Annotated in this window: 18 protein-coding genes; 11 read left to right on the top strand and 7 right to left on the bottom strand. The window is 69.6% G+C overall.

Going from position 1 to position 19,145, the window contains the following annotated elements; translation table 11 throughout:
• The first annotated feature begins 104 nt into the window (after window positions 1–104).
• The 3 genes from leuC (at window position 105) to NL1_RS00155 (ending at window position 2,984) form a co-directional block, all read left to right on the top strand.
• Window positions 105–1,529 carry a 3-isopropylmalate dehydratase large subunit gene (leuC, locus tag NL1_RS00165; RefSeq protein WP_067832603.1) on the top strand — a complete coding sequence of 475 codons (1,425 nt, stop codon included), beginning with the start codon at window positions 105–107 and terminating at the stop codon, window positions 1,527–1,529.
• Window positions 1,530–1,564: 35 nt separating this feature from the next.
• The gene (leuD, locus tag NL1_RS00160; RefSeq protein WP_067832601.1) at window positions 1,565–2,173 is read left to right on the top strand and encodes a 3-isopropylmalate dehydratase small subunit; all 609 of its coding nucleotides are present in this window, start codon (window positions 1,565–1,567) and stop codon (window positions 2,171–2,173) included.
• 157 nt (window positions 2,174–2,330) lie between these two features.
• Window positions 2,331–2,984 carry an HU family DNA-binding protein gene (locus NL1_RS00155; protein ID WP_067832599.1) on the top strand — a complete coding sequence of 218 codons (654 nt, stop codon included), beginning with the start codon at window positions 2,331–2,333 and terminating at the stop codon, window positions 2,982–2,984.
• Window positions 2,985–3,090: 106 nt separating this feature from the next.
• Here the strand turns inward: NL1_RS00155 and NL1_RS00150 are convergent, their stop codons facing one another.
• From NL1_RS00150 to cofC, 3 genes are all read right to left on the bottom strand, one after another.
• On the bottom strand, window positions 3,091–4,035 hold the full coding sequence (locus tag NL1_RS00150) for an NUDIX hydrolase (RefSeq protein WP_067832596.1): 945 nt from the start codon (window positions 4,033–4,035) through the stop codon (window positions 3,091–3,093).
• 20 nt (window positions 4,036–4,055) lie between these two features.
• Window positions 4,056–6,230, bottom strand: coding sequence for an RNA degradosome polyphosphate kinase (locus NL1_RS00145; RefSeq protein ID WP_067832594.1), 2,175 nt, complete (start codon window positions 6,228–6,230; stop codon window positions 4,056–4,058).
• Window positions 6,231–6,300: 70 nt separating this feature from the next.
• Window positions 6,301–6,984 carry a 2-phospho-L-lactate guanylyltransferase gene (cofC, locus tag NL1_RS00140; RefSeq protein ID WP_067832592.1) on the bottom strand — a complete coding sequence of 228 codons (684 nt, stop codon included), beginning with the start codon at window positions 6,982–6,984 and terminating at the stop codon, window positions 6,301–6,303.
• A gap of 31 nt (window positions 6,985–7,015) precedes the next feature.
• Here cofC and NL1_RS00135 point away from each other — a divergent pair, with 31 nt between their 5' ends.
• A complete protein-coding gene (locus NL1_RS00135) occupies window positions 7,016–8,026 on the top strand; it encodes an NAD(P)H-dependent glycerol-3-phosphate dehydrogenase (protein WP_067832591.1) in 1,011 nt (336 codons plus the stop codon).
• A gap of 87 nt (window positions 8,027–8,113) precedes the next feature.
• Window positions 8,114–9,205 (top strand): D-alanine--D-alanine ligase family protein, encoded by a 1,092-nt coding sequence (locus NL1_RS00130; protein WP_067832589.1) that lies wholly within the window; start codon window positions 8,114–8,116, stop codon window positions 9,203–9,205.
• A gap of 91 nt (window positions 9,206–9,296) precedes the next feature.
• Here NL1_RS00130 and NL1_RS00125 read toward each other — a convergent pair whose 3' ends face one another.
• The gene (locus NL1_RS00125; RefSeq protein WP_067832915.1) at window positions 9,297–9,875 is read right to left on the bottom strand and encodes a DUF3515 domain-containing protein; all 579 of its coding nucleotides are present in this window, start codon (window positions 9,873–9,875) and stop codon (window positions 9,297–9,299) included.
• A 346-nt stretch (window positions 9,876–10,221) separates the two neighbouring features.
• On the opposite strand from NL1_RS00125, the gene NL1_RS00120 reads away from it, so the two are divergent.
• The 4 genes from NL1_RS00120 to NL1_RS00105 all read left to right on the top strand — a co-directional run bounded on the left by NL1_RS00120 (window position 10,222) and on the right by NL1_RS00105 (window position 13,184).
• A complete protein-coding gene (locus tag NL1_RS00120) occupies window positions 10,222–11,217 on the top strand; it encodes a thiamine-phosphate kinase (RefSeq protein WP_281180756.1) in 996 nt (331 codons plus the stop codon).
• Window positions 11,218–11,228: 11 nt separating this feature from the next.
• Complete coding sequence (locus NL1_RS00115) at window positions 11,229–11,912, top strand: uracil-DNA glycosylase (protein WP_067832584.1); 684 nt, start codon at window positions 11,229–11,231, stop codon at window positions 11,910–11,912.
• Between the two features lie 77 nt (window positions 11,913–11,989).
• Window positions 11,990–12,244, top strand: a complete 255-nt coding sequence (locus tag NL1_RS00110) for a hypothetical protein (RefSeq protein WP_067832582.1) — start codon at window positions 11,990–11,992, stop codon at window positions 12,242–12,244.
• 58 nt (window positions 12,245–12,302) lie between these two features.
• On the top strand, window positions 12,303–13,184 hold the full coding sequence (locus NL1_RS00105) for an alpha/beta fold hydrolase (protein ID WP_067832912.1): 882 nt from the start codon (window positions 12,303–12,305) through the stop codon (window positions 13,182–13,184).
• Between the two features lies 1 nt (window position 13,185).
• Here NL1_RS00105 and NL1_RS00100 read toward each other — a convergent pair whose 3' ends face one another.
• From NL1_RS00100 to rpmB, 3 genes are all read right to left on the bottom strand, one after another.
• The gene (locus tag NL1_RS00100; RefSeq protein WP_067832580.1) at window positions 13,186–13,974 is read right to left on the bottom strand and encodes an enoyl-CoA hydratase/isomerase family protein; all 789 of its coding nucleotides are present in this window, start codon (window positions 13,972–13,974) and stop codon (window positions 13,186–13,188) included.
• Between the two features lie 62 nt (window positions 13,975–14,036).
• Window positions 14,037–14,561 carry a GNAT family N-acetyltransferase gene (locus NL1_RS00095; protein ID WP_067832576.1) on the bottom strand — a complete coding sequence of 175 codons (525 nt, stop codon included), beginning with the start codon at window positions 14,559–14,561 and terminating at the stop codon, window positions 14,037–14,039.
• A gap of 114 nt (window positions 14,562–14,675) precedes the next feature.
• Window positions 14,676–14,867 (bottom strand): 50S ribosomal protein L28, encoded by a 192-nt coding sequence (rpmB, locus tag NL1_RS00090; RefSeq protein WP_039799620.1) that lies wholly within the window; start codon window positions 14,865–14,867, stop codon window positions 14,676–14,678.
• A 277-nt stretch (window positions 14,868–15,144) separates the two neighbouring features.
• On the opposite strand from rpmB, the gene fakA reads away from it, so the two are divergent.
• Together fakA and recG are read left to right on the top strand one after the other, a co-directional pair.
• Window positions 15,145–16,833, top strand: coding sequence for a DAK2 domain-containing protein (fakA, locus tag NL1_RS00085; RefSeq protein ID WP_067832909.1), 1,689 nt, complete (start codon window positions 15,145–15,147; stop codon window positions 16,831–16,833).
• A gap of 16 nt (window positions 16,834–16,849) precedes the next feature.
• A complete protein-coding gene (recG, locus tag NL1_RS00080; RefSeq protein WP_067832907.1) occupies window positions 16,850–19,126 on the top strand; it encodes an ATP-dependent DNA helicase RecG in 2,277 nt (758 codons plus the stop codon).
• Window positions 19,127–19,145: the final 19 nt, after the last annotated feature.

The following is a 19,145-nucleotide window of genomic DNA, read 5'->3' as shown; positions in this document are numbered from 1 at the left end:
CGGTCGAGGTGTCCGACGACCCGAATCCACAACTCCGTGCAGCAGGCCCCGCGCACTCAGCCCGAATCGCGGGGACCCGCTGCTCGTCCGAAAGGTGATCGAGAATGGCCGACCGCCCACGCACCCTGGCCGAGAAGGTGTGGGATCAGCATGTCGTCGCCCGCGGCGAGGGCGAAGGCTCCTCCCGCGAGCCCGATCTGATCTACATCGATCTGCATCTGGTGCACGAAGTGACGAGTCCACAAGCCTTCGACGGGCTGCGGGCCGCAGGCAGGAAGGTGCGCCGCCCCGACCTGACCATCGCGACCGAGGACCACAACGTCCCCACCATCGATATCGATAAGCCGATCGCCGATCCCATTTCGCGGACCCAGGTCGAAACGCTGCGGCACAACTGCGCGGAATTCGGTGTCCGGCTGCACCCGATGGGTGATCTGGATCAGGGCATCGTGCACGTGGTCGGCCCCCAGCTCGGCCTGACCCAGCCAGGGACGACCGTGGTGTGCGGCGACAGCCACACCTCCACGCACGGCGCGTTCGGCGCGCTGGCGATGGGCATCGGCACCAGCGAGGTCGAACACGTGCTGGCGACACAGACTTTGTCGCTGCGCCCGTTCAAGACCATGGCCATCAATATCGACGGCACGCTGCCGCACGGGGTCACCAGCAAGGACGTGATCCTCGCCGTCATCGCCCAGATCGGCACCGGCGGCGGCCAGGGCTACGTCCTGGAGTACCGCGGCGAGGCCGTGCGCGCCATGTCCATGGAGGCGCGGATGACGATGTGCAACATGTCCATCGAGGCGGGCGCTCGCGCGGGCATGATCGCGCCGGACGAGATCACCTACGAGTTCCTGAAGGGCCGTCCGCACGCCCCCGAGGGCGCGGACTGGGATGCCGCGGTGGCGGCCTGGGACGCGCTGAAGACGGACGAGGGCGCCGTTTTCGACGCCGAGGTGCACATCGACGCGAGCGCGCTGACGCCGTTCGTCACCTGGGGTACCAACCCCGGTCAGGGTTTGCCCCTGGGCGCCGCGGTGCCCAACCCCGCCGAGATTGCCGACGAGTCGGCGCGCGAGGCCGCGGAGAAAGCGCTGCGGTACATGGATTTGGAGCCGGGAACTCCGCTTCGGCAGATCCCGATCGACACCGTATTCGTCGGATCGTGCACCAACGGGCGCATCGAGGATTTGCGCGCTGTGGCCGGGATTTTGAAGGGACGGCGCGTCGCGGACGGCGTGCGAATGCTGGTTGTACCGGGCTCGATGCGGGTTCGCGCGCAGGCGGAAAAAGAAGGATTGGGCGAGATTTTCACCGCGGCGGGCGCCGAATGGCGGCAGGCCGGTTGTTCGATGTGCCTGGGAATGAACCCGGATCAGCTTTCGCCGGGCCAGCGCTGCGCCTCCACCTCGAACCGCAACTTCGAAGGCAGGCAGGGCAAAGGCGGGCGGACCCACCTGGTTTCTCCGCTGGTGGCCGCCGCGACCGCGGTCCGCGGAACTCTGTCCTCGCCCGCGGATCTGAACTGACGCCGCGCGACACCCCTACTTACCAGGAGAATCTGATGGAAGCCTTCACCGTGCACAAGGGGATCGGCGTGCCGCTGCGCCGCTCCAACGTCGACACCGACCAGATCATCCCCGCGGTCTATCTGAAGCGGGTCACTCGAACCGGATTCGAGGACGGTCTGTTCGCGGGCTGGCGAACGGACCCGGACTTCATTTTGAACACCGAGCCCTACAACCGGGGTAGTGTGCTGGTTGCGGGTCCGGATTTCGGTACCGGTTCCTCACGCGAGCATGCCGTATGGGCGCTGTCGGACTACGGCTTTCGGGTGGTCATCTCGCCCCGATTCGCCGACATCTTCCGTGGCAATGCGGGCAAGGGTGGCCTGTTGGCGGCCCAGATGTCACAGAACGATGTCGAATTGCTCTGGAAGATGATCGAGGAACAGCCCGGTCTCGAATTGGTAGTGGATCTCCAGGCGCGTACCGTCACGGCGGGAACCGTCGTGTTGCCGTTCGATATTGATGACTACACCCGATGGCGCCTGCTGGAGGGTTTGGATGACATCGGTCTGACGCTGCGGCGTAGCGACGTCATCACCGAGTTCGAAAAGGCAAGGCCGACTTGGAAGCCCACCACCCTGCCCGCGCATATTTCGCAGGCGTAATCAATCAGGGACGATAGCTGGACGTCATGGCGAGCGGTAGCTAGACGTGTGCTAAACCACCATGAATTTTGGCGTGGCACATAGACTCTTGCTCAAAGTGGGTTTACCGTGGTACCTAGTCGGTCCGACGACGGGCCATTAGTCTGCGGAGGATTCAATGAACAAGGCGGAACTGATCGACGTTCTGACCGAAAAGTTGGGTACGGACAGGCGCACGGCTACCGCGGCAGTCGAGCATGTTGTGGACACCATCGTGCGCGCGGTGCACAAAGGCCAGAGCGTCACGATCACCGGATTCGGTGTGTTCGAACAGCGTAAGCGTGCCGCCCGTGTGGCTCGGAACCCGCGCACCGGCGAAACCGTCAAGGTGAAGCCGACTTCGGTGCCCGCGTTCCGTCCCGGCGCCCAGTTCAAGGCCGTCATCGCGGGCAAGCAGAAGCTCGCGGCGACCGGTCCTGCGGTCAAGCGTGGCGTGAATGCCCCTGTGGCGGCGAAGAAGGCGGCCGCCAAGAAGACGGCGGCGAAGAAGGCGGCCGCCAAGAAGGCGACCGCCACCAAGGCGCCCGCCAAGACGACGGCCAAGAAGGCCGCGGCCAAGGCTCCGGCGAAGACCACCGCCCGGAAGGCCGCCACCAAGACCGTCGCCAAGAAGACGGCCGCCAAGAAGACGGCCGCCAAGGCCACCGCGGCCAAGAAGACCGTGGCCAAGAAGACGGTCACCAAGGCCACCGCCGCCAAGAAGACCGCGGCGAAGAAGGCACCTGCCAAGAAGACCGCGGCCAAGAAGGCTCCGGCCCGCCGCGCACGCTGAGGCGTAGTCGGCGGCCCGGCCGACTGACCAGCCATACGGACCGGAAACGGCCCCGGGGACTACCCCGGGGCCGTTTCGGTGTGTCCGCGCCGATTTTTCGAGCGCCCTACGGCTTCACCAAACCCGTCGACAGCGACCGATCCAGGTGATCGGCGGCCACCATCCGCCCGTCGGCGAAGGACAGCACCCAGACGCTGCCTTTGCGGTTGCGCGCGGCCGGAATGGCGAGCCCGTACCGGCCCGCCCACCACGACAGCAGATCGGGAATCACCTTGCCCTGGCTGCACACAACCCGCACCGTGCCGTGCGGCGCCAGCGCCACGGCGCGTTCACGGGCCTCGTCGCGTGCTGCCGTGTAACCGCTTTCGGACAGCAGCGGCTCCAGATGGATCTCCGCGCCGAGTTTCTCGGCCAGCGGCTGCATCGTCTGCACGCAGCGCGCCGGATCGGCGGAATAGATCTCGTTCGCGCCGAAAGCCAGCAGATGCGACACCAGCGCCTGGGCTTGGTCGCGGCCCGCCCGCTCCAGCGGGCGTTCGTCATCGGGACCGTCGAATCGGTCGCGATGGCCCGCTTTCGCGTGCCGCACCAGCAGCAGGGTGTCGGTGGCGGCGGGCAGTCTGCTGAATGCCCGCACGACCTGCCGATCCATCGGATAGGACAGCGCGTCCATCACCCGATCCAGCGGATACCAGGTCAGCAGATCCACTTCGGTATTGGCGGTGAACTCGCCGCCCACCACTTCCGCCGCCCAGTAATCGACGCGCTTGAGCTTGCGGTGGCCCGGAATGGGGTAGGTGACGTGCCCGAGGTACCGGCCGAGGCGAGAGTCCAGGCCGGTCTCCTCGCGCACCTCGCGCACCGCGGCCAGCACCGGCGTCTCGCCCGGATCCAGCTTGCCCTTGGGCAGGGACCAATCCTGGTACTTGGGCCGGTGCACGACCGCGATCTCGACGCCGCCGGGCGCACCGGGGGCACGCCGCCAGAGGACCGCGCCCGCGGCGTGAATATTGGCTGTTACTCGGGGATCCCAGAATGGGCTGCCATCCATTTCGTATCCCGTTGTCGCATTCACGGCTGTTCGGGTCTCCGTAGTCGCATGAGGAATTCTTGGTGGTCGCGGACCTGCTCACCGTCCTCGCCGGTGTGTGCCGGAGAGGCGTGCCAGCTGCCGTCTGCCTGGAGTACCCAGCAGCGGGTCGTGGGATACAGGGCGGAGTCGAACACGCCACCCAACTGCTCGCGCAACTTGGGATCCTTCACCTGCGCCATCACCTCGACCCGTCGGTCCAGGTTGCGGTGCATCATGTCGGCGCTGCCGATCCAGTACTCGTCCTGGGCCTGGAAGTGCATGATCCGCGAATGCTCGAGGAAGCGGCCGAGGATGGAGCGCACCTCGATGTTGTCGCTCATGCCCGGCACGCCGGGGCGCAGCCCGCAGATGCCGCGCACCACGATCTGCACCGGCACCCCCGCTTGGGAGGCGCGGTACAGGGCGTCGATCACCTGTTCGTCCACGATCGCGTTGGCCTTCAGCCGGATTCGTGCCTCGGTGCCCTCCAGAGCGAGCTCGGTCTCGCGCTGGATGCGGTCGATGATGCCCGCACGCACGCCCTGCGGAGCGACAAGGAGGTTGTGGTAGTTGGCTTTTCGGGAGTAGCCCGTCAGCGAGTTGAACAGATCGGTCAGGTCGGCACCGATTTCCGGTGCGGCGGTGAGCAATCCGACGTCCTCGTAGAGGCGGGCCGTCTTCGGGTTGTAGTTGCCGGTGCCGATGTGGCAGTAGCGGCGGATGGTCGAACCCTCGCGCCGCACCACCAGACAGGTCTTGCAGTGCGTCTTGAGACCGATCAAGCCGTACACCACGTGCACGCCCGCCTGCTCCAGCGCCCGTGCCCATTTGATGTTGGCCTGCTCGTCGAAGCGCGCCTTGATCTCCACCAGCGCGACCACCTGCTTGCCCGCCTCGGCCGCGTCGATGAGCGCGTTGACGATGGGGGAGTCACCGGAGGTGCGGTAGAGGGTCTGCTTGATCGCGAGCACCTGCGGGTCGGCGGCCGCCTGCTCGATGAAGCGCTGCACGCTGGTCGAGAACGAGTCGTACGGGTGGTGCACCAGCACATCGCCCTCACGCAGCGCCTGGAAGACGTTGCGCGGGGTCTCGCGTTCGCCGAAGGCGGGCGGGGTGGCCGGGACGTACGGCGCGTCCTTCAGGTTCGGCCGGTCCACGCCGTACACCTGCCACAGGCAGGACAGGTCGAGCAGGCCGGGCACCTGGATCACGTCGCCGGGATCCACGTCGAGTTCGCGCAACAGCAGATCGAGCATGTGCTCGGTCATGTCGTCGGAGACTTCCAGCCGCACCGGTGATCCGAAGCGGCGGCGGGCCAGTTCGCGCTCGAGCGCCTGGAGCAGGTCCTCGTCGCGGTCCTCGTCGACCTCGAAGTCGGCGTTGCGGGTGATACGGAAGGAATGGTGCTCCACCACGTCCATGCCGGGGAAGAGCTGGTCCAAGTGCGCGGCGATGAGTTCTTCCATCGGCAGGAAGGCGGCGACCGAGGAGCCCGACGAGTTGCGCCGGACGCGCACGAAGCGGTCCACGTTGTCGGGGACCTTCACCCTCGCGAAGTGCTCGCCGCCGGTGGCGGAATCTTTCACCGTCACGGCGAGGTTGAGGCTCAGCCCGCTGATATAGGGGAACGGGTGCGCCGGATCCACGGCCAGCGGGGTCAGCACCGGGAAGACCTGATCCTGGAAGTAGGCCGAGAGGCGCTGGCGCTCATCGTCGTTCAGGTCGCGCCACTCGATGATGGCGATGCCCTCGGCGGTGAGCGCGGGCAGCACCGAATCCAGGAAGGCTCGCGCGTGCCGATCCGCGATTTCCTGGGCGCGGGCCGCGATCAGCTCCAATTGCTCGCTCGGCGAGCGGCCGTCCGCCGAGCGCACCGACAACCCGGTTTCGGCGCGCCGCTTCAGCCCGGCGACCCGGACCATGTAGAACTCGTCCAGGTTGGAAGCGAAGATCGCGAGGAATTTGGCGCGTTCGAGCAACGGCAGCGAGGCATCCTCGGCGAGGGCGAGCACCCTGGCGTTGAAGTCCAGCCAGCTCAGTTCCCTGTTCAGGTAGCGATCACGTGGCAACTGCTGCGAAGCCTGGTCCGACCGCACCGGCGTCGCGGCCGGTGGCGGTGTGGGAAGCAGCTGCTGTTGCTTGATGGTTTCCGTATCGCTCACGTCAACGATCATCCCCTACTAATCGCTCGGTGTGCAGGTCCAGAGTGGGATTGCCGGGCGGATCACGTCGTTCGGCGATCGGCTAGCACACGCGACGAACGGGTTCGTGAACACGGCAGGACCAGCCGATGTCACGCAGTACAGCACGGGTGGCGTCGCCCGCCCCGAGTTCGACGGCCAGGTCGAGATCGGCGGCGGTGTCGACGTCGAGGCGCAGTCCCGGCCAGTGTCCGGTCAGATCGGCTGCGCCCGCCGCGATATGCCGTCGGGCGGAGTCGGCGCCGAAGCGTGGATCCAGCGACGCGGCCCCGTCGCGGACGACGAGCGCGGCCGTGCCGGTCCCGGCGTGGTCGACGACCACCGCGCGCCTGCCCGCCGGCGCGACCCTCAGCATGTCAGCCAGTTCCTCCGGGCGCAGCGCGGGCAGATCGGCCTGCAGCGCGAGCAGTTCGACCGCGCCGTGGCGGCGGCGCAACGCGGCCGCGGCGTCGGACAGCGCGGTGTTCAGCCCGTCGGAATCGGCGATGCGCGGTTCGGGATGGACGTGCGCGCCGAGCCCGCCCGCCACTTCGGCGACCGCCGGATCCGGGGTGACGACGGTGACCGAACGCACCTGCGGGACCGCGGCGGCGGCGGACACGGTATCGGCGAGCATGGCGAGCACAAGCCGCGCCCGGTGCTCCGGGCGCAGCCGGTCGGCCAGTCGGCTCTTGGCCAGATCGAGGCTCTTGACCGCGATCACGGCGTGCACGGCGTGCGGGCGCATGGCCCCAATCCTTCCATGGCATATTGGGCAGATGACGAGGGCGGCAGTACTTGGCGCGGGATCGTGGGGGACCGCGTTCGCGAAGGTGTTGGCAGACGCCGGAACCGAGGTCACCATCTGGGCGCGGCGCCCCGAGGTGGCCGAGGCACTGGCCACCGAACACCGCAATCCGTTCTACCTGCCCGGTGTGCAGCTGCCCGAGGTGGCCGCCACCGACGATCACGAGCGGGCGCTGGACGGCGCGGAGCTGGTGGTCCTCGCCGTGCCGTCCCAATCCTTGCGCGGGAATCTCGAGACGTGGAAACCGGCGCTGCACGGCGCGATTACCGAACACGACGCCACGCTGCTGAGCCTGGCCAAGGGCATCGAAACGGGCACGCTGCTGCGGATGAGTCAGGTCATCGCCGAGGTGACCGGCACGGAGCCGAGCCGCATCGCGGTGCTGTCCGGACCCAACCTGGCCAAGGAGATCGCGGCCGGTCAGCCCGCGGCCACCGTGATCGCGTGCGCCGACGCCGCGCGCGCGGAGGCGGTTCAGCAGGCCAGCTACACCGGCTATTTCCGGCCGTACACCAACACCGACGTGATCGGCTGCGAGATCGGCGGTGCGTGCAAGAACGTCATCGCGCTGGCCTGCGGCATCGCCTCCGGCATGGGACTCGGCGACAACTCCATCGCCAGCCTGATCACCCGCGGCCTCGCCGAGATCATCCGGCTCGGCGTCGCGCTCGGCGCCGAGCCCGTGACGCTGGCAGGCCTGGCCGGGGTCGGCGACCTGGTCGCGACCTGTACGTCGCCGCTGTCGCGCAATCGGTCCTTCGGGCACGTGCTCGGCGCGGGTGGATCGATGGAGGCGGCCCAGGAGGCCACCCAGGGACAGGTGGCCGAGGGTGTGAAGTCGTGCACATCGGTGCGCGCGCTGGCCGCCGCGCACGATGTGGAAATGCCGCTCACCAACGCGGTGCACCAGGTGTGCCACGAGGGCCTCTCGGTGCGCGAAGCCGTCGGCAACCTGCTGGGGCGGCGCGTCAAACCGGAGTGATCGCCGCAGGGTAGCGGTGGCTATGACCGCCGCGTAGCGGCCCGGTCAGCGATCGGGGCGACGTCGCGTGCGGGTACGGTTCGGAGCATGACGAACCGGATCAGGGTGGCTGTGGTGTTCGGCGGGCGCAGCAATGAGCACGCCGTTTCGTGTCTGTCGGCCGGCAGTGTGCTGCGCAACCTGGATCCGCAGAAGTACGAGGCCGTCCCGATCGGCATCACCGCCGAGGGCGCCTGGGTGCTCGGCGGCGCCGACGTCGCCGCGTTGCGCCGCACGGACGACGAGCTGCCCTCGGTGGACGCCACCGGCACCGCGCTGACGCTGACCGCCGATCCGCAGCGCGCGGGGTCGCTGGTCGCCCTGGACGACCCGAGTGCCGCTCTCGGCTCGGTCGACGTCGTGTTCCCGATCCTGCACGGCCCGTTCGGCGAAGACGGCACCCTGCAGGGCATGCTCGAGCTGGCGGGCATCCCCTACGTGGGACCCGGTGTGCTGGCCAGCGCCGCGGGCATGGACAAGGAATTCACCAAGAAGCTGCTCGCGGCCGACGGCCTGCCGATCGGCACGCAGGTGGTGCTGCGCCCCGGCGTCGCGACGCTGTCCGAGGCCGAGCGGGAGCGGCTCGGGCTTCCGGTGTTCGTCAAACCCGCCCGCGCCGGGTCCTCGATGGGTATCACGAAGGTGGACGACTGGAGCCAGCTGGCCGCGGCCATCGCGACGGCGCGCGCGCACGACCCGAAGGTGATCGTGGAGGCGGGCATCGTCGGTCGCGAGGTGGAATGCGGCGTGCTGGAATTCCCGGACGGCCGGGTCGAGGCCAGCGTGATCGCCGAGATCCGGATGCCCGACGACGACGCGCCGGAGTTCTACGACTTCGACACCAAATACCTCGATGATGTCTGCGAGTTCGACGTACCCGCGAAGCTGGACGACGAGGTGGCCGACCAGATCAGGGAACTGGCGGTGCGCGCCTTCCGCGCCCTCGACTGCCAGGGACTGGCTCGCGTGGACTTCTTCGTCACCGCGGACGGACCGGTGATCAACGAGATCAACACCATGCCGGGCTTCACCGCGATCTCCATGTATCCGCGCATGTGGGAGGCGACCGGGGTCGACTATCGCGCCTTGGTCTCGACATTGATCGACACGGCGCTGGCGCGCGGTACCGGCCTGCGCTGATCGGGCGAGGGCCTGCCGGTAGGCCGCGTGGTTGCGGTTCCTGGCGAAACTCCTTGGTACCGGCGCGCTTCCGACCGTGTTCGTCGCGGGATCAGTTCGGCAGCGGGCCCGGATCGAGCGCCTTGGCGGGCAGGTTCGCGGTGATGGTGTCGGAGACCTCCTGCAGCGGGGTCGGTCCCGAACCCTCCGGCACCGTCAGCGCGATGTAGGTCTCGCGGTCGACGGCGAACCAAGTGCTCGCCTTGGCCGCGTCGTCGCGCGCCTCGAACCACTGCACGCCGTTGACGATCTGCAACGGTGAGGCTCGATGGAACTCGAGGGGGCGGTCCAGGCCGCAGCGCAACACGATGGCGTCCCCGCCTTCCGGGCGCTGCCAGGCGCGGGTGGCGGGCGGAGCGGGTTCCACCAGGGTCGATTTGGTGAAGTCGCCCATCTCGCCGGGCAGCGCGGGCAGCAGCTTGGTGCAGGCCTCGCCGGCCGCGGCGGGGGCGGGCACCGGGCCGAGCACCAGCGGCTCTCGTTCCACGGGCACGCGGCGGGCGAGTATGGCGGCGACCAGGACCGCGACGATGAGGACCACCGGCAGGGCGACCGCCGTCGCGATCAATGCCGGTGGGTACGGGCGGGATTCCTCGTCGGCATCGGGTTCGTCGGTGCCGGACGCCGTGATGGCGTCGGGGGTTCGTTCGGCGTCGGATGTCTCGGCGGACTCGGACTTGCCGGTGGCGCGCGGCTCGTCGGCCCGATCCGGAGTCGCGCCCTCGGTTCCGAGTTCGCCGAGGTCGGTCGGCTTGTCGTCGTCGGTGGGGTCCTGGCCCTTCGCCGAGTCGCTGTCCGACGAGTCCGCCGCCATGCGTACCGGTCCTTCCTCTTCGCGCTCGCTGGAGCCGGTCGGCGCGGATCGCGCGGGGTGCGTCGCGGCGGGCGCGCGCGCATCGGCTCGGTGGTCTCGATTGCCCAGGACAGGGTACCGTCGAGCCGATTCCAGCTGGCACTACCTCGGGAAGGGACCGGTCATCAGCGAGAGCGCGGCGCCGCGGACGGTGCGTGAGCTGGGGGAGTTCGCGCTGATCGAGCGCATCAATGCCCGCAGGGTGCAGGCGCCCGCCGTGCTGCTCGGCCCCGGCGACGATGCGGCGCTGATCGCCGCGCCGGACGGCCGGTTCGTGGTGACCACCGACATGCTCGTCGAGGGGCGGCACTTCCGGCGCGATTGGTCGCGCCCCCGGGAGATCGGCCGCAAGGCGATCGCGCAGAACGCCGCCGACGTGGTGGCCATGGGCGCGGCGCCGACGGCTTTCGTGGTGGCGCTCGGCTGCCCCGCCGAGACTCCGGTGGCGGTGATCGACGAGCTGGCCGACGGCCTGTGGGCGGAGGCGGCGCGCGCGGGCGGCTCGATCGCGGGCGGCGATCTGGTGCGCAGCCCCGAGCTGGTCGTCTCGGTCACCGCGTTCGGGGATCTGCGCGGCGGCGCGCCGGTCACCAGAGCCGGTGCGCGCGTGGACGACACGGTGGCGGTGGCCGGTCGGCTCGGCTGGTCGGCCGCGGGCCTCGCCGCGCTCACCGCGGGCGCCGACGCCGAGGAGTTCGCCGAAGCGCTTGCCGCCCACCGGGTTCCGCAACCGCCGTACGAGGCGGTGCTCGGCCCGTCGTGGCGACCGGGGCACGCGCTCACCGACATCTCCGACGGGCTGCTCGCCGATCTCGGCCACATCGCCGAGTCCTCCGGCGTCGCGATCGATCTCGATGCGGCCGCGCTGCGCGACCCCGCGCTCGACGCGCTCGCTCGCCGGCTGGATGCCGATGCGACGCAATGGATTCTGGCGGGCGGCGAGGATCACGCCTTCGCCGGCACCTGGCCGCGGGGCGCTGACCTGCCGGAAGGATGGCGCGCGATCGGCCGCGTGACGGCCGGTTCGGGGGTCACCGTCGACGGTGTGCCGCACCGGGGCGGCAGCGGCTGGGAATCGTTCCGTGGGGCGGACTCGGCATCCGGCAACGAGCCACGATAGGTTGTGCGGTCATGGGTGCGAAACCACTGTCGGAAATCATGGATTCGGGCTGGGCACAGGCCTTGGAACCGGTCGCGGACCGGATCGCGGAGATGGGTGAGTTTCTGCGTGCCGAGAACTCCTCGGGCCGCGGCTACCTGCCCGCGGGCGAGAACGTGCTACGCGCCTTCCAACGACCGTTCGACAAGGTCCGCGTGCTGATCGTCGGCCAGGACCCGTATCCGACGCCCGGCCACGCCATGGGGCTGAGTTTCTCTGTGGCGCCGGATGTTTCGCCCGTGCCGCGCAGCCTCGCCAACATCTTCTCCGAACTGCACAAGGATCTCGGCCACCCGACGCCCTCCTGCGGCGATCTGAGCCCGTGGTCGGACCAGGGCGTGCTGCTGCTCAACCGAGTGCTCACCGTCTCGCCCGGCCAGCCCGCCTCGCATCGCGGCAAGGGCTGGGAGGCGGTCACCGAACAGGCTATCCGCGCGCTCGTCGCGCGGGACGAGCCGCTGGTGGCGATCCTGTGGGGCCGTGACGCCTCGACGCTCAAGCCGCTGCTGAGCCAGGCCGAGGTGCCCTACATCGAGTCCGCGCATCCCTCGCCGCTGTCGGCGTCCCGCGGTTTCTTCGGCTCGCGCCCGTTCTCGCGGGTCAACGAGCTGCTCGACGAATTGGGCGCCGAACCCGTCGACTGGCGCCTACCCTGATTCCGCTGTCTTCCCGGCGCGCCGGGAACGAGCACCACCCGCATCACCGCACGAACACGATATCGAGGAGCACTGCAATGCAGCACAACACCGTTCGCGGCGCCCTGCGCGGCACCACCGCCACGCTGGCCATGGCCGCCGCCATCGCGGGCGCCACGTCGGCGGCGACGGCCGCGCCGCTGGCGCTGGAGCCCGCGGTGGAGACCAGTGAGCCCGCGCCGGTGGCCGAGGAGTTCACCTCGACCGGCTCCTCCACCATCTCCGCGTCGGTGAACGCGAAGGTCGCGTGCCTGTTCCAGCGCACCTTCAGCGCCATGCGCCTGGACTGCTGAGCATCGAGTTCACCGAGGCTCACGACGGGCCGTGCGCATACTGTGCGATCCTCAGATCGTGAGTAATGCGAACAATCTTCTCGAGCCCACCCGGCTGCGGCTACGCGGTTCGGGTGGGATCGAGCTGGCCGCCGACCAGTTCGGCCCGGTCAGCGGCCCGCTCGTCGTCTTTCTGCACGGCGGCGGGCAGACCAGGCACTCGTGGAAGCAGACCGGCGCGAAGCTGGCCGCGGCCGGGATGCGGGTGATCACCCTGGACGCCCGCGGCCACGGCGACAGCCAGTGGTCGCCGGACCGCGACTACACGCGCGAGACCATGGTCGCGGATCTGACGCTAGTGCTGGAACAGCTGGATGCCGCGGCCGCACCGGGTGGGGGTGCGGTCGTGGTCGGCGCCAGCATGGGCGGCATCACCGGTCTGCTGACCACGGCGACCCCGGGCGGTGCGGCGATCCGCGCCCTGGTGCTCGTCGACATTGTCACCCGCCCCGAGCCCGAGGGCATCGCCCGAGTGATCGACTTCCTCAGCAAACATCGCGACGGCTTCGACACCCTCGATCAGGTTGCCGACGCGGTCGCCGAATACCTGCCGCACCGGCCGCGCCCGGAGAACACCGACGGCCTGCGGCGCAATCTGCGCCAGCGCGACGGCCGCTGGTACTGGCACTGGGACCCGGACATGCTGCGCGACCGCGTGGAGGATCCGAGCGCGATGATCGAGCAGATGGAGGTGGCCGCCTGCACGCTGAGCATCCCGGTGCTGCTGGTGCGCGGCATGCAATCCGACGTGGTGAGCGCCGAGGGCGCGGCGGCGTTCCAGGCGCTGGTGCCGCACGCCGAACTCGTCGAGATCGGCGGCGCGGCGCACACCGCGGCCGGTGACGACAACGATGCGTTCACCGACGCGGTCGCGAAGTTCGTGATGGAGCACCTGAAGTAGGTCAGGCCGGGTTCCGGTAGTCGGGCTTGCGCTTGGCCACGAAGGCGTCCACGCCTTCCCTGCCGGTGCGGCTGTTCGCCGCGGCGGCGATGAAATCGCGCTCCAGGTCCAGCTGTTCGCTCAGTGTCGCCGAGTTCGACTGTGCCAGCAGGGATTTGATGCTGGCATGGGTGGAGCGCGGGCCGCGCGCCAATTCCTGTGCGAGCGCGAGCGTCTCGGCGCGCACGTCGGCGTCGGCCACCAGGCGGCTGAGGATACCGAGCCGGACGGCCTCGTCGGCGTCCAGGACGGCGTCGGTGAGCAGGATCTCGGCGGCTCGCCCCGCGCCGACGAGGCGCGGCAACGTCCACGACATGCCGCCGTCGGGGCTCAGGCCGATGCCGGGGTAGGCGGGGCGCAGCTTGGTGGACGGGCCGCCGAGAGCGATGTCGGAGGCGCAGACCAGGCTCATGCCCGCGCCCGCCGCCCAGCCCTGCACCGCGGCGAGCACCGGAACGCGGGTCTCGTCGAGCGCCCGCACGAACGCGTGCAGATCCGTCGCCAGGCCGTGAATGTGGGCGGCGCGGTCCTCGGCGGCGGCGAAGCCACGCACATTGCCGCCCGCGCAGAAGTTCGCGCCCGAGCCGGTGAGCACGACCGCGCCGATCTCCGGGCCGAGGTCGCTCAGCGCCGCGGCGCCCGCGACGATCCCGGCGAAGTCCATCGAGGTGCCGTTGGCGGCAGTGGCAATCGTGATCTGGAGGACGCCGTCGATGGTCGTGACGTACTCGTTCTGCGCGGTGGAGGTCATGAGGGGAACCCTATCGTTTGCTCGGGCGCGGCCTCGACGCCTGTTCCCGAATCTCTTCCCGGCTATTCGGTGGATTCGGTCGGGCGCGCCGGGCGAACCATTCGCACCTGCATGGCGATGGTGAAGTCCTCGACTTTGCGCGCGCCCTCCAGCGCGAAACCGTGCTTGCGATAGAAGGCCTGGGCGCGCGGGTTGTCCTCGAAGACCCACAGCGAGCACGGCAGGCCGGGGGCGACGGCGGTGTCGAGTAGTTCCCGCGCCAGGCCGGTGCCGTACCAGTCGGCGCGCACATACAGGGCGTTGAGCTCGAGCGGTGCGACGGGCGCGCGGTCCCGAGGCGCACCCGAGCTGGCGAACCCGACGACGATGTCGCCGACGACCGCCACGTACGTGCTGCCGGGATGGGCGAGGCGGACGCGGTCCCACGCTTCGGCGCGCCGGTCCACGTCGAAGGCGTCGAGCACGTGATCGGGGACCAGTCCGCGGTAGGCCTCACGCCAGCTGGCGATGTGGCATTCGGCCAGACTGTGGACGTGTTCGGCGGCGAGCGGCGTGATCCGCCATGCTCGCGTCGGCGCCTCGGTCATGCGATCTCTCCCGGTGAGGTCGGTGTACCGGAACACCTACGGACGACAACGCCCCGGACAACCCTTGACGGGCGCCGGGGCGTGTGTCTTGGTGCTGATCGACCGGCGGCCGTATCAGCCGCGAGCCACCTTGCCCGCCTTGAGGCAGGAGGTGCACACGTTCATGCGGCGGGTGTTGCCCGGGGCAACCTGCGCACGCACGGTCTGGATGTTCGGGTTCCAGCGACGGTTGGTGCGCCGGTGCGAGTGCGAGACCGACTTCCCGAAGCCGGGGCCCTTGGCGCAGACGTCGCAGACGGCAGCCATAGTCGCGAGCTCCTTCATGTCATGTGGGGACCGCCGCACAATGATGCGGCATGTCCGGAAACAATGTCGTGATGTGCCCTGCCGACTGACGTCGGCCAGCGCAGGCCGGTTTCCGGCCGCATGAGCAACCCAGCAAGGGTAGCCAATGCGGTGCCGATCCGCCAAACCGGGACCCGGTCGGACGGGCCGCCCCGGCTGTCGAACACCCGGACAGCATACCGATTCGGTGTCACGCGGCCGCTGTCGGTATCGCCAGCTAACCTGGCGGACGGTGGTGATGCGCGGGCGGTGCGAAGGGAGCGAGGTGACGGTGCCGGGGCAGCGGGAAGAGATCGACGGCGCGGCGCTGAGGCTCTGGGGCGGCCTCTGTCTCGACGACCTCGAACAGCGCCGCGCCGAGATCAACGCGCTCAATGTCTTCCCTGTCGCCGACGCCGACACCGGGACCAACCTGCTCGCCACCATGCGCGCCGCCGTGCGGGCGGCCGACGCCGAGCGGGACGCGATGAGCGCGCATCGAGTCGCCGCGGCCATGGCGCGCGGCGCCACCGCGGGCGCGCGAGGAAACTCCGGCATCATCCTGTCGCAGGTGCTGCGCGGGATCGCGGAAGCGACGACAGAGCGATCGCTCACCGAGACGACAGAGCGACAGCTCACCGCGACGACCCTGCGTGCCGCCCTGCGCCGGGCCGCGGCCCTGGTCCGTGAATCGCTGAGCGTCCCGGTCGAGGGCACCATCCTCACCGTGCTGGAGTGCGCGGCCGACTGCGCGTCGGCCTGCGCCGAGGACACGCTCGCCGAGGTGGCCGTGGCCGCCGCCGACGGCGCAGCGAAGGCGCTCGGCGACACCCCGTCCCAGCTCGGGGTGTTGCGGGCGGCGGGCGTGGTCGACGCGGGCGCGCGCGGCTTGGTGGTGCTGCTGGACGCGCTGGTCGCCGTCACCCTCGGCGAGACCCCGACCAGGCCCGACTACCTGCCGAACGAATTCGTCGCGACCACAGACGATGCGGAGGTCGCGGAAATCGAGGGCGACGCACCGCATTTCGAGGTCATGTACCAGCTCGCCGACACCGATCTGGCGCGCGTCACCCGGCTGCGTGAGCGCCTCGCCGAACTCGGCGACTCCGTGGTCGTGGTGGGCGACGGCGGCGGGAATTGGTCCGCGCACGTGCACTGCGCCGACGCGGGCGCGGCCGTGGAGGCCGGGCTGGCGGCGGGCGCGCTGCGCGACATCCGGATCGAGAGCTTCGCCATCACGGCCCCGGTCGGTCGCGACCACCTGGATCCGCCGCGCCCGCGCGACGCGGGCCCGGCCGATCGCGATGTCCTCGCCGTCGCCGCGGGTTCGGACGCCGCCGCGCTGTTCGAGGCGGCGGGCGCGACGGTGCTCGGCGCGCACCCGGTCACCTCGGCGGCGTTGCTCACCGCGATCCGGCGGATGCCGCACCGCGAGGTGCTCGTGCTGCCCAACGGCGCGCTGCCCGCGCACGAACTGGTGGCCGTCGGCGTCGCCGCGCGCGACGTGCACCGCGACGTGCTGCTGCTGCCGAGCGGTTCCATGGTGCAGGGCTTGGCGGCGCTGGCGGTGCACGATCGCGGGCGGATCGCCGTGGACGACGCGTTCGCGATGTCGGAGGCGGCCGCGGCCACCCGGTGGGGTTCGCTGCGTGCGGCCGCGCAGCGCGCGCTGACCATGGTCGGCACCTGCGAACCGGGCGACGGGCTCGGGTTGGTCGGTCACGACGTGGTGGTGATCGACCGGGACGTGCGCGGCGCGGCGCTGACACTGCTGGACCGGATGCTCGGCCTCGGCGGCGAATTGGTCACCTTGTTGATGGGCGTGGACGCGCCGGCCGGGCTGGCCGAGGAGTTGAGCGCGCACATCGCGCGGGGCTTCCCCGGAGTCGAGGTGACGGTGTATTCCGGTGGGCAGCAAGGGGATCTGGCGCAGATCGGGGTGGAATGACGACGAGGACGGAGACATGGCGACACTGAGCGATCGGCTGGACCACATCCTGGGCGCGAAAGCCGCGGATTCGCTGGCCGACGCCTTCGACATGAACACCGTCGAAGACCTGCTGCGGCACTATCCGTTGCGCTATGCCACCCAGGGTCAGCCGCTCACCGAGGAAGCGCCGGAGGACGGTTCGCACATCACCGTCATCGGCCGGATCACCAAGACCGAGCTCAAGCCGATGCGCAATCGCCGCGGATCGCTGCTGAAGGTCCTGCTCGACACCGGTTCCGGCCGCCCGGTCGACGTCACGTTCTTCAACGGCGACAAGGTGAAATACGTTGTCAAAGAAGGACTTCGGGCGATGATGTCGGGCACGGTGAGTTACTGGCGCCCCGGCAGCTGGAATCTCAGCCATCCCGGCTACCTGATCCTGCCCGAGACCGAGGACGAGACGGTCGGCACCTTCACCAAAGTGCGTGGCGGCGGCGACCTGCGCGGTCTGGCGGAGAGCGCGAAAGGTGCGGGGGGAGTGGATGTCTCGTTCATGGAGCGGGAGTTCATCCCGGTGTATCCGGCCACCGCGAAGGTGCAGAGCTGGGATCTGCTCGCCTGCGTGCGCCAGGTGCTCGAACAGCTCGACCCGATCGACGATCCGCTGCCGGAGGACATCCGCGAGGACCGCGCGCTCATGCCGGTCTCCGACGCGCTGCGGCTGATCCATCTGCCGGAGCGCAAAACCGATATCGACCGCGCCAAGGAACGGTTGCGCTTCGACGAGGCGCTGGCGCTGCAACTGGTGCTCGCCGAGCGGCGCCACGAGGTCGCGGGCCGGGTCGCGCGCCCGTGCCCGCCGCGCACCGACGGCATCGCCGCGGCCTTCGACAGGCAGCTGCCCTTCGAGCTCACCGCCGGCCAACGGCAGGTGGTCTCGGAGATCTCCGCCGATCTCGGCCGCACCCAGCCGATGCACCGGCTGTTGCAGGGCGAGGTCGGCTCGGGCAAGACGATCGTCGCGCTGCACGCCATGCTCCAAGTGGTCGACGCCGGTCAGCAGTGCGCGCTGCTCGCGCCGACGGAAGTCCTTGCGGCCCAGCACTATCGGTCGCTGCGCGGGATGCTCGGTGAGCTGGGCACGGCGGGGGAACTCGGCGCCGCCGAGCAGTCCACCCGGGTGGTGCTGGTGACCGGTTCCCTGTCGGCCGCGGCGAAGAAGGCCGCGCTGCTCGAGGCCGTCACCGGCGAGGCGGGCATCGTCATCGGCACGCACGCGCTGATCCAGGACAACGTCGAATTCTTCGACCTGGGCATGGTGGTGGTCGACGAGCAGCACCGCTTCGGCGTCGAACAGCGTGACGCGTTGCGCGCCAAGGCGAAAGCAGGAACCAGCCCGCATCTGCTGGTGATGACCGCGACGCCGATCCCGCGCACCATTGCCATGACCACGCTCGGCGATCTGGAGACCTCGACGCTCACCGAACTGCCGCGCGGCCGCTCGCCGATCACGTCGAAAGTCGTTCCGCGCAAGCAACATCCGAATTGGGTGGACCGGGCCTGGGAACGCATCCTCGAGGAGGTGAAGGACGGCCGCCAGGCCTACGTGGTGTGCTCGCGCATCGGCGACGACGAGGAGGACGGCGGTTCCGGCAAGGGGCGCGGTCGCGGAAAGGCGGCGGAGGAGAAGGAGAGTCCGACCACCCAGGCCGTCGTCGACGTCTTCGACATGCTGCGTGCCGGGCCGATGGCGGGCGTCCGCGTCGGCCTGCTGCACGGCAGGCTGCCCTCGGACGAGAAGGACCAGGTCATGCGCGCCTTCAACGACGCCGAGATCGATGTGCTGGTGTGTACCACCGTGGTCGAGGTCGGCGTCGACGTGCCGAACGCGACGGTGATGGTGATCGTGGACGCCGACCGGTTCGGTGTCAGCCAGCTGCACCAGCTGCGCGGGCGGATCGGTCGCGGCAAGCACGCGGGGCTGTGCCTGCTGATCACCGACGCCGCGCCCGGTGGTTCGGCCATGAGCAGGCTGGAAGCGGTGGCCGCCACGACCGACGGTTTCGAGCTCTCCGTGCTCGACCTGCGCCAGCGTCGCGAGGGCGATGTGCTCGGCGCGGCGCAGTCCGGCACCGCCAGTTCGCTCAGGCTGCTCTCGCTACTCGACGACCTGGAAGTCATCACCGCCGCCCAGGATCTTGCCAGGCAGCTGGTCGAGGCCGATCCCGGGCTGCGCGAGCACCCCGCGTTGGCGAGCATGATGCGCGCCGCCGTCGACGGCGAGCGGCTGGAGTACCTGGCCAAGTCGTGACGCGAACGAAGGACGGACC

The sequence above is a fragment of the Nocardia lijiangensis NBRC 108240 genome (genome assembly GCF_001613045.1).
Lineage (GTDB): Bacteria > Actinomycetota > Actinomycetes > Mycobacteriales > Mycobacteriaceae > Nocardia > Nocardia lijiangensis.
Note: the sequence above shows the minus strand (reverse complement) of the source record. Positions and strands in the feature narration are given on the sequence as shown.

Coding starts and splice junctions, on each gene's coding strand:
- NL1_RS00115 (WP_067832584.1), top strand. CDS start 11,229: ATGGGTGCGAAACCACTGTCGGAAATCATGGATTCGGGCTGGGCACAG.
- NL1_RS00155 (WP_067832599.1), top strand. CDS start 2,331: ATGAACAAGGCGGAACTGATCGACGTTCTGACCGAAAAGTTGGGTACG.
- NL1_RS00135 (WP_067832591.1), top strand. CDS start 7,016: ATGACGAGGGCGGCAGTACTTGGCGCGGGATCGTGGGGGACCGCGTTC.
- leuC (WP_067832603.1), top strand. CDS start 105: ATGGCCGACCGCCCACGCACCCTGGCCGAGAAGGTGTGGGATCAGCAT.
- leuD (WP_067832601.1), top strand. CDS start 1,565: ATGGAAGCCTTCACCGTGCACAAGGGGATCGGCGTGCCGCTGCGCCGC.
- fakA (WP_067832909.1), top strand. CDS start 15,145: ATGCGCGGGCGGTGCGAAGGGAGCGAGGTGACGGTGCCGGGGCAGCGG.
- NL1_RS00110 (WP_067832582.1), top strand. CDS start 11,990: ATGCAGCACAACACCGTTCGCGGCGCCCTGCGCGGCACCACCGCCACG.
- NL1_RS00145 (WP_067832594.1), bottom strand. CDS start 6,230: ATGATCGTTGACGTGAGCGATACGGAAACCATCAAGCAACAGCAGCTG.
- rpmB (WP_039799620.1), bottom strand. CDS start 14,867: ATGGCTGCCGTCTGCGACGTCTGCGCCAAGGGCCCCGGCTTCGGGAAG.
- NL1_RS00100 (WP_067832580.1), bottom strand. CDS start 13,974: ATGACCTCCACCGCGCAGAACGAGTACGTCACGACCATCGACGGCGTC.
- cofC (WP_067832592.1), bottom strand. CDS start 6,984: ATGCGCCCGCACGCCGTGCACGCCGTGATCGCGGTCAAGAGCCTCGAT.
- recG (WP_067832907.1), top strand. CDS start 16,850: ATGGCGACACTGAGCGATCGGCTGGACCACATCCTGGGCGCGAAAGCC.
- NL1_RS00150 (WP_067832596.1), bottom strand. CDS start 4,035: ATGGATGGCAGCCCATTCTGGGATCCCCGAGTAACAGCCAATATTCAC.
- NL1_RS00095 (WP_067832576.1), bottom strand. CDS start 14,561: ATGACCGAGGCGCCGACGCGAGCATGGCGGATCACGCCGCTCGCCGCC.
- NL1_RS00130 (WP_067832589.1), top strand. CDS start 8,114: ATGACGAACCGGATCAGGGTGGCTGTGGTGTTCGGCGGGCGCAGCAAT.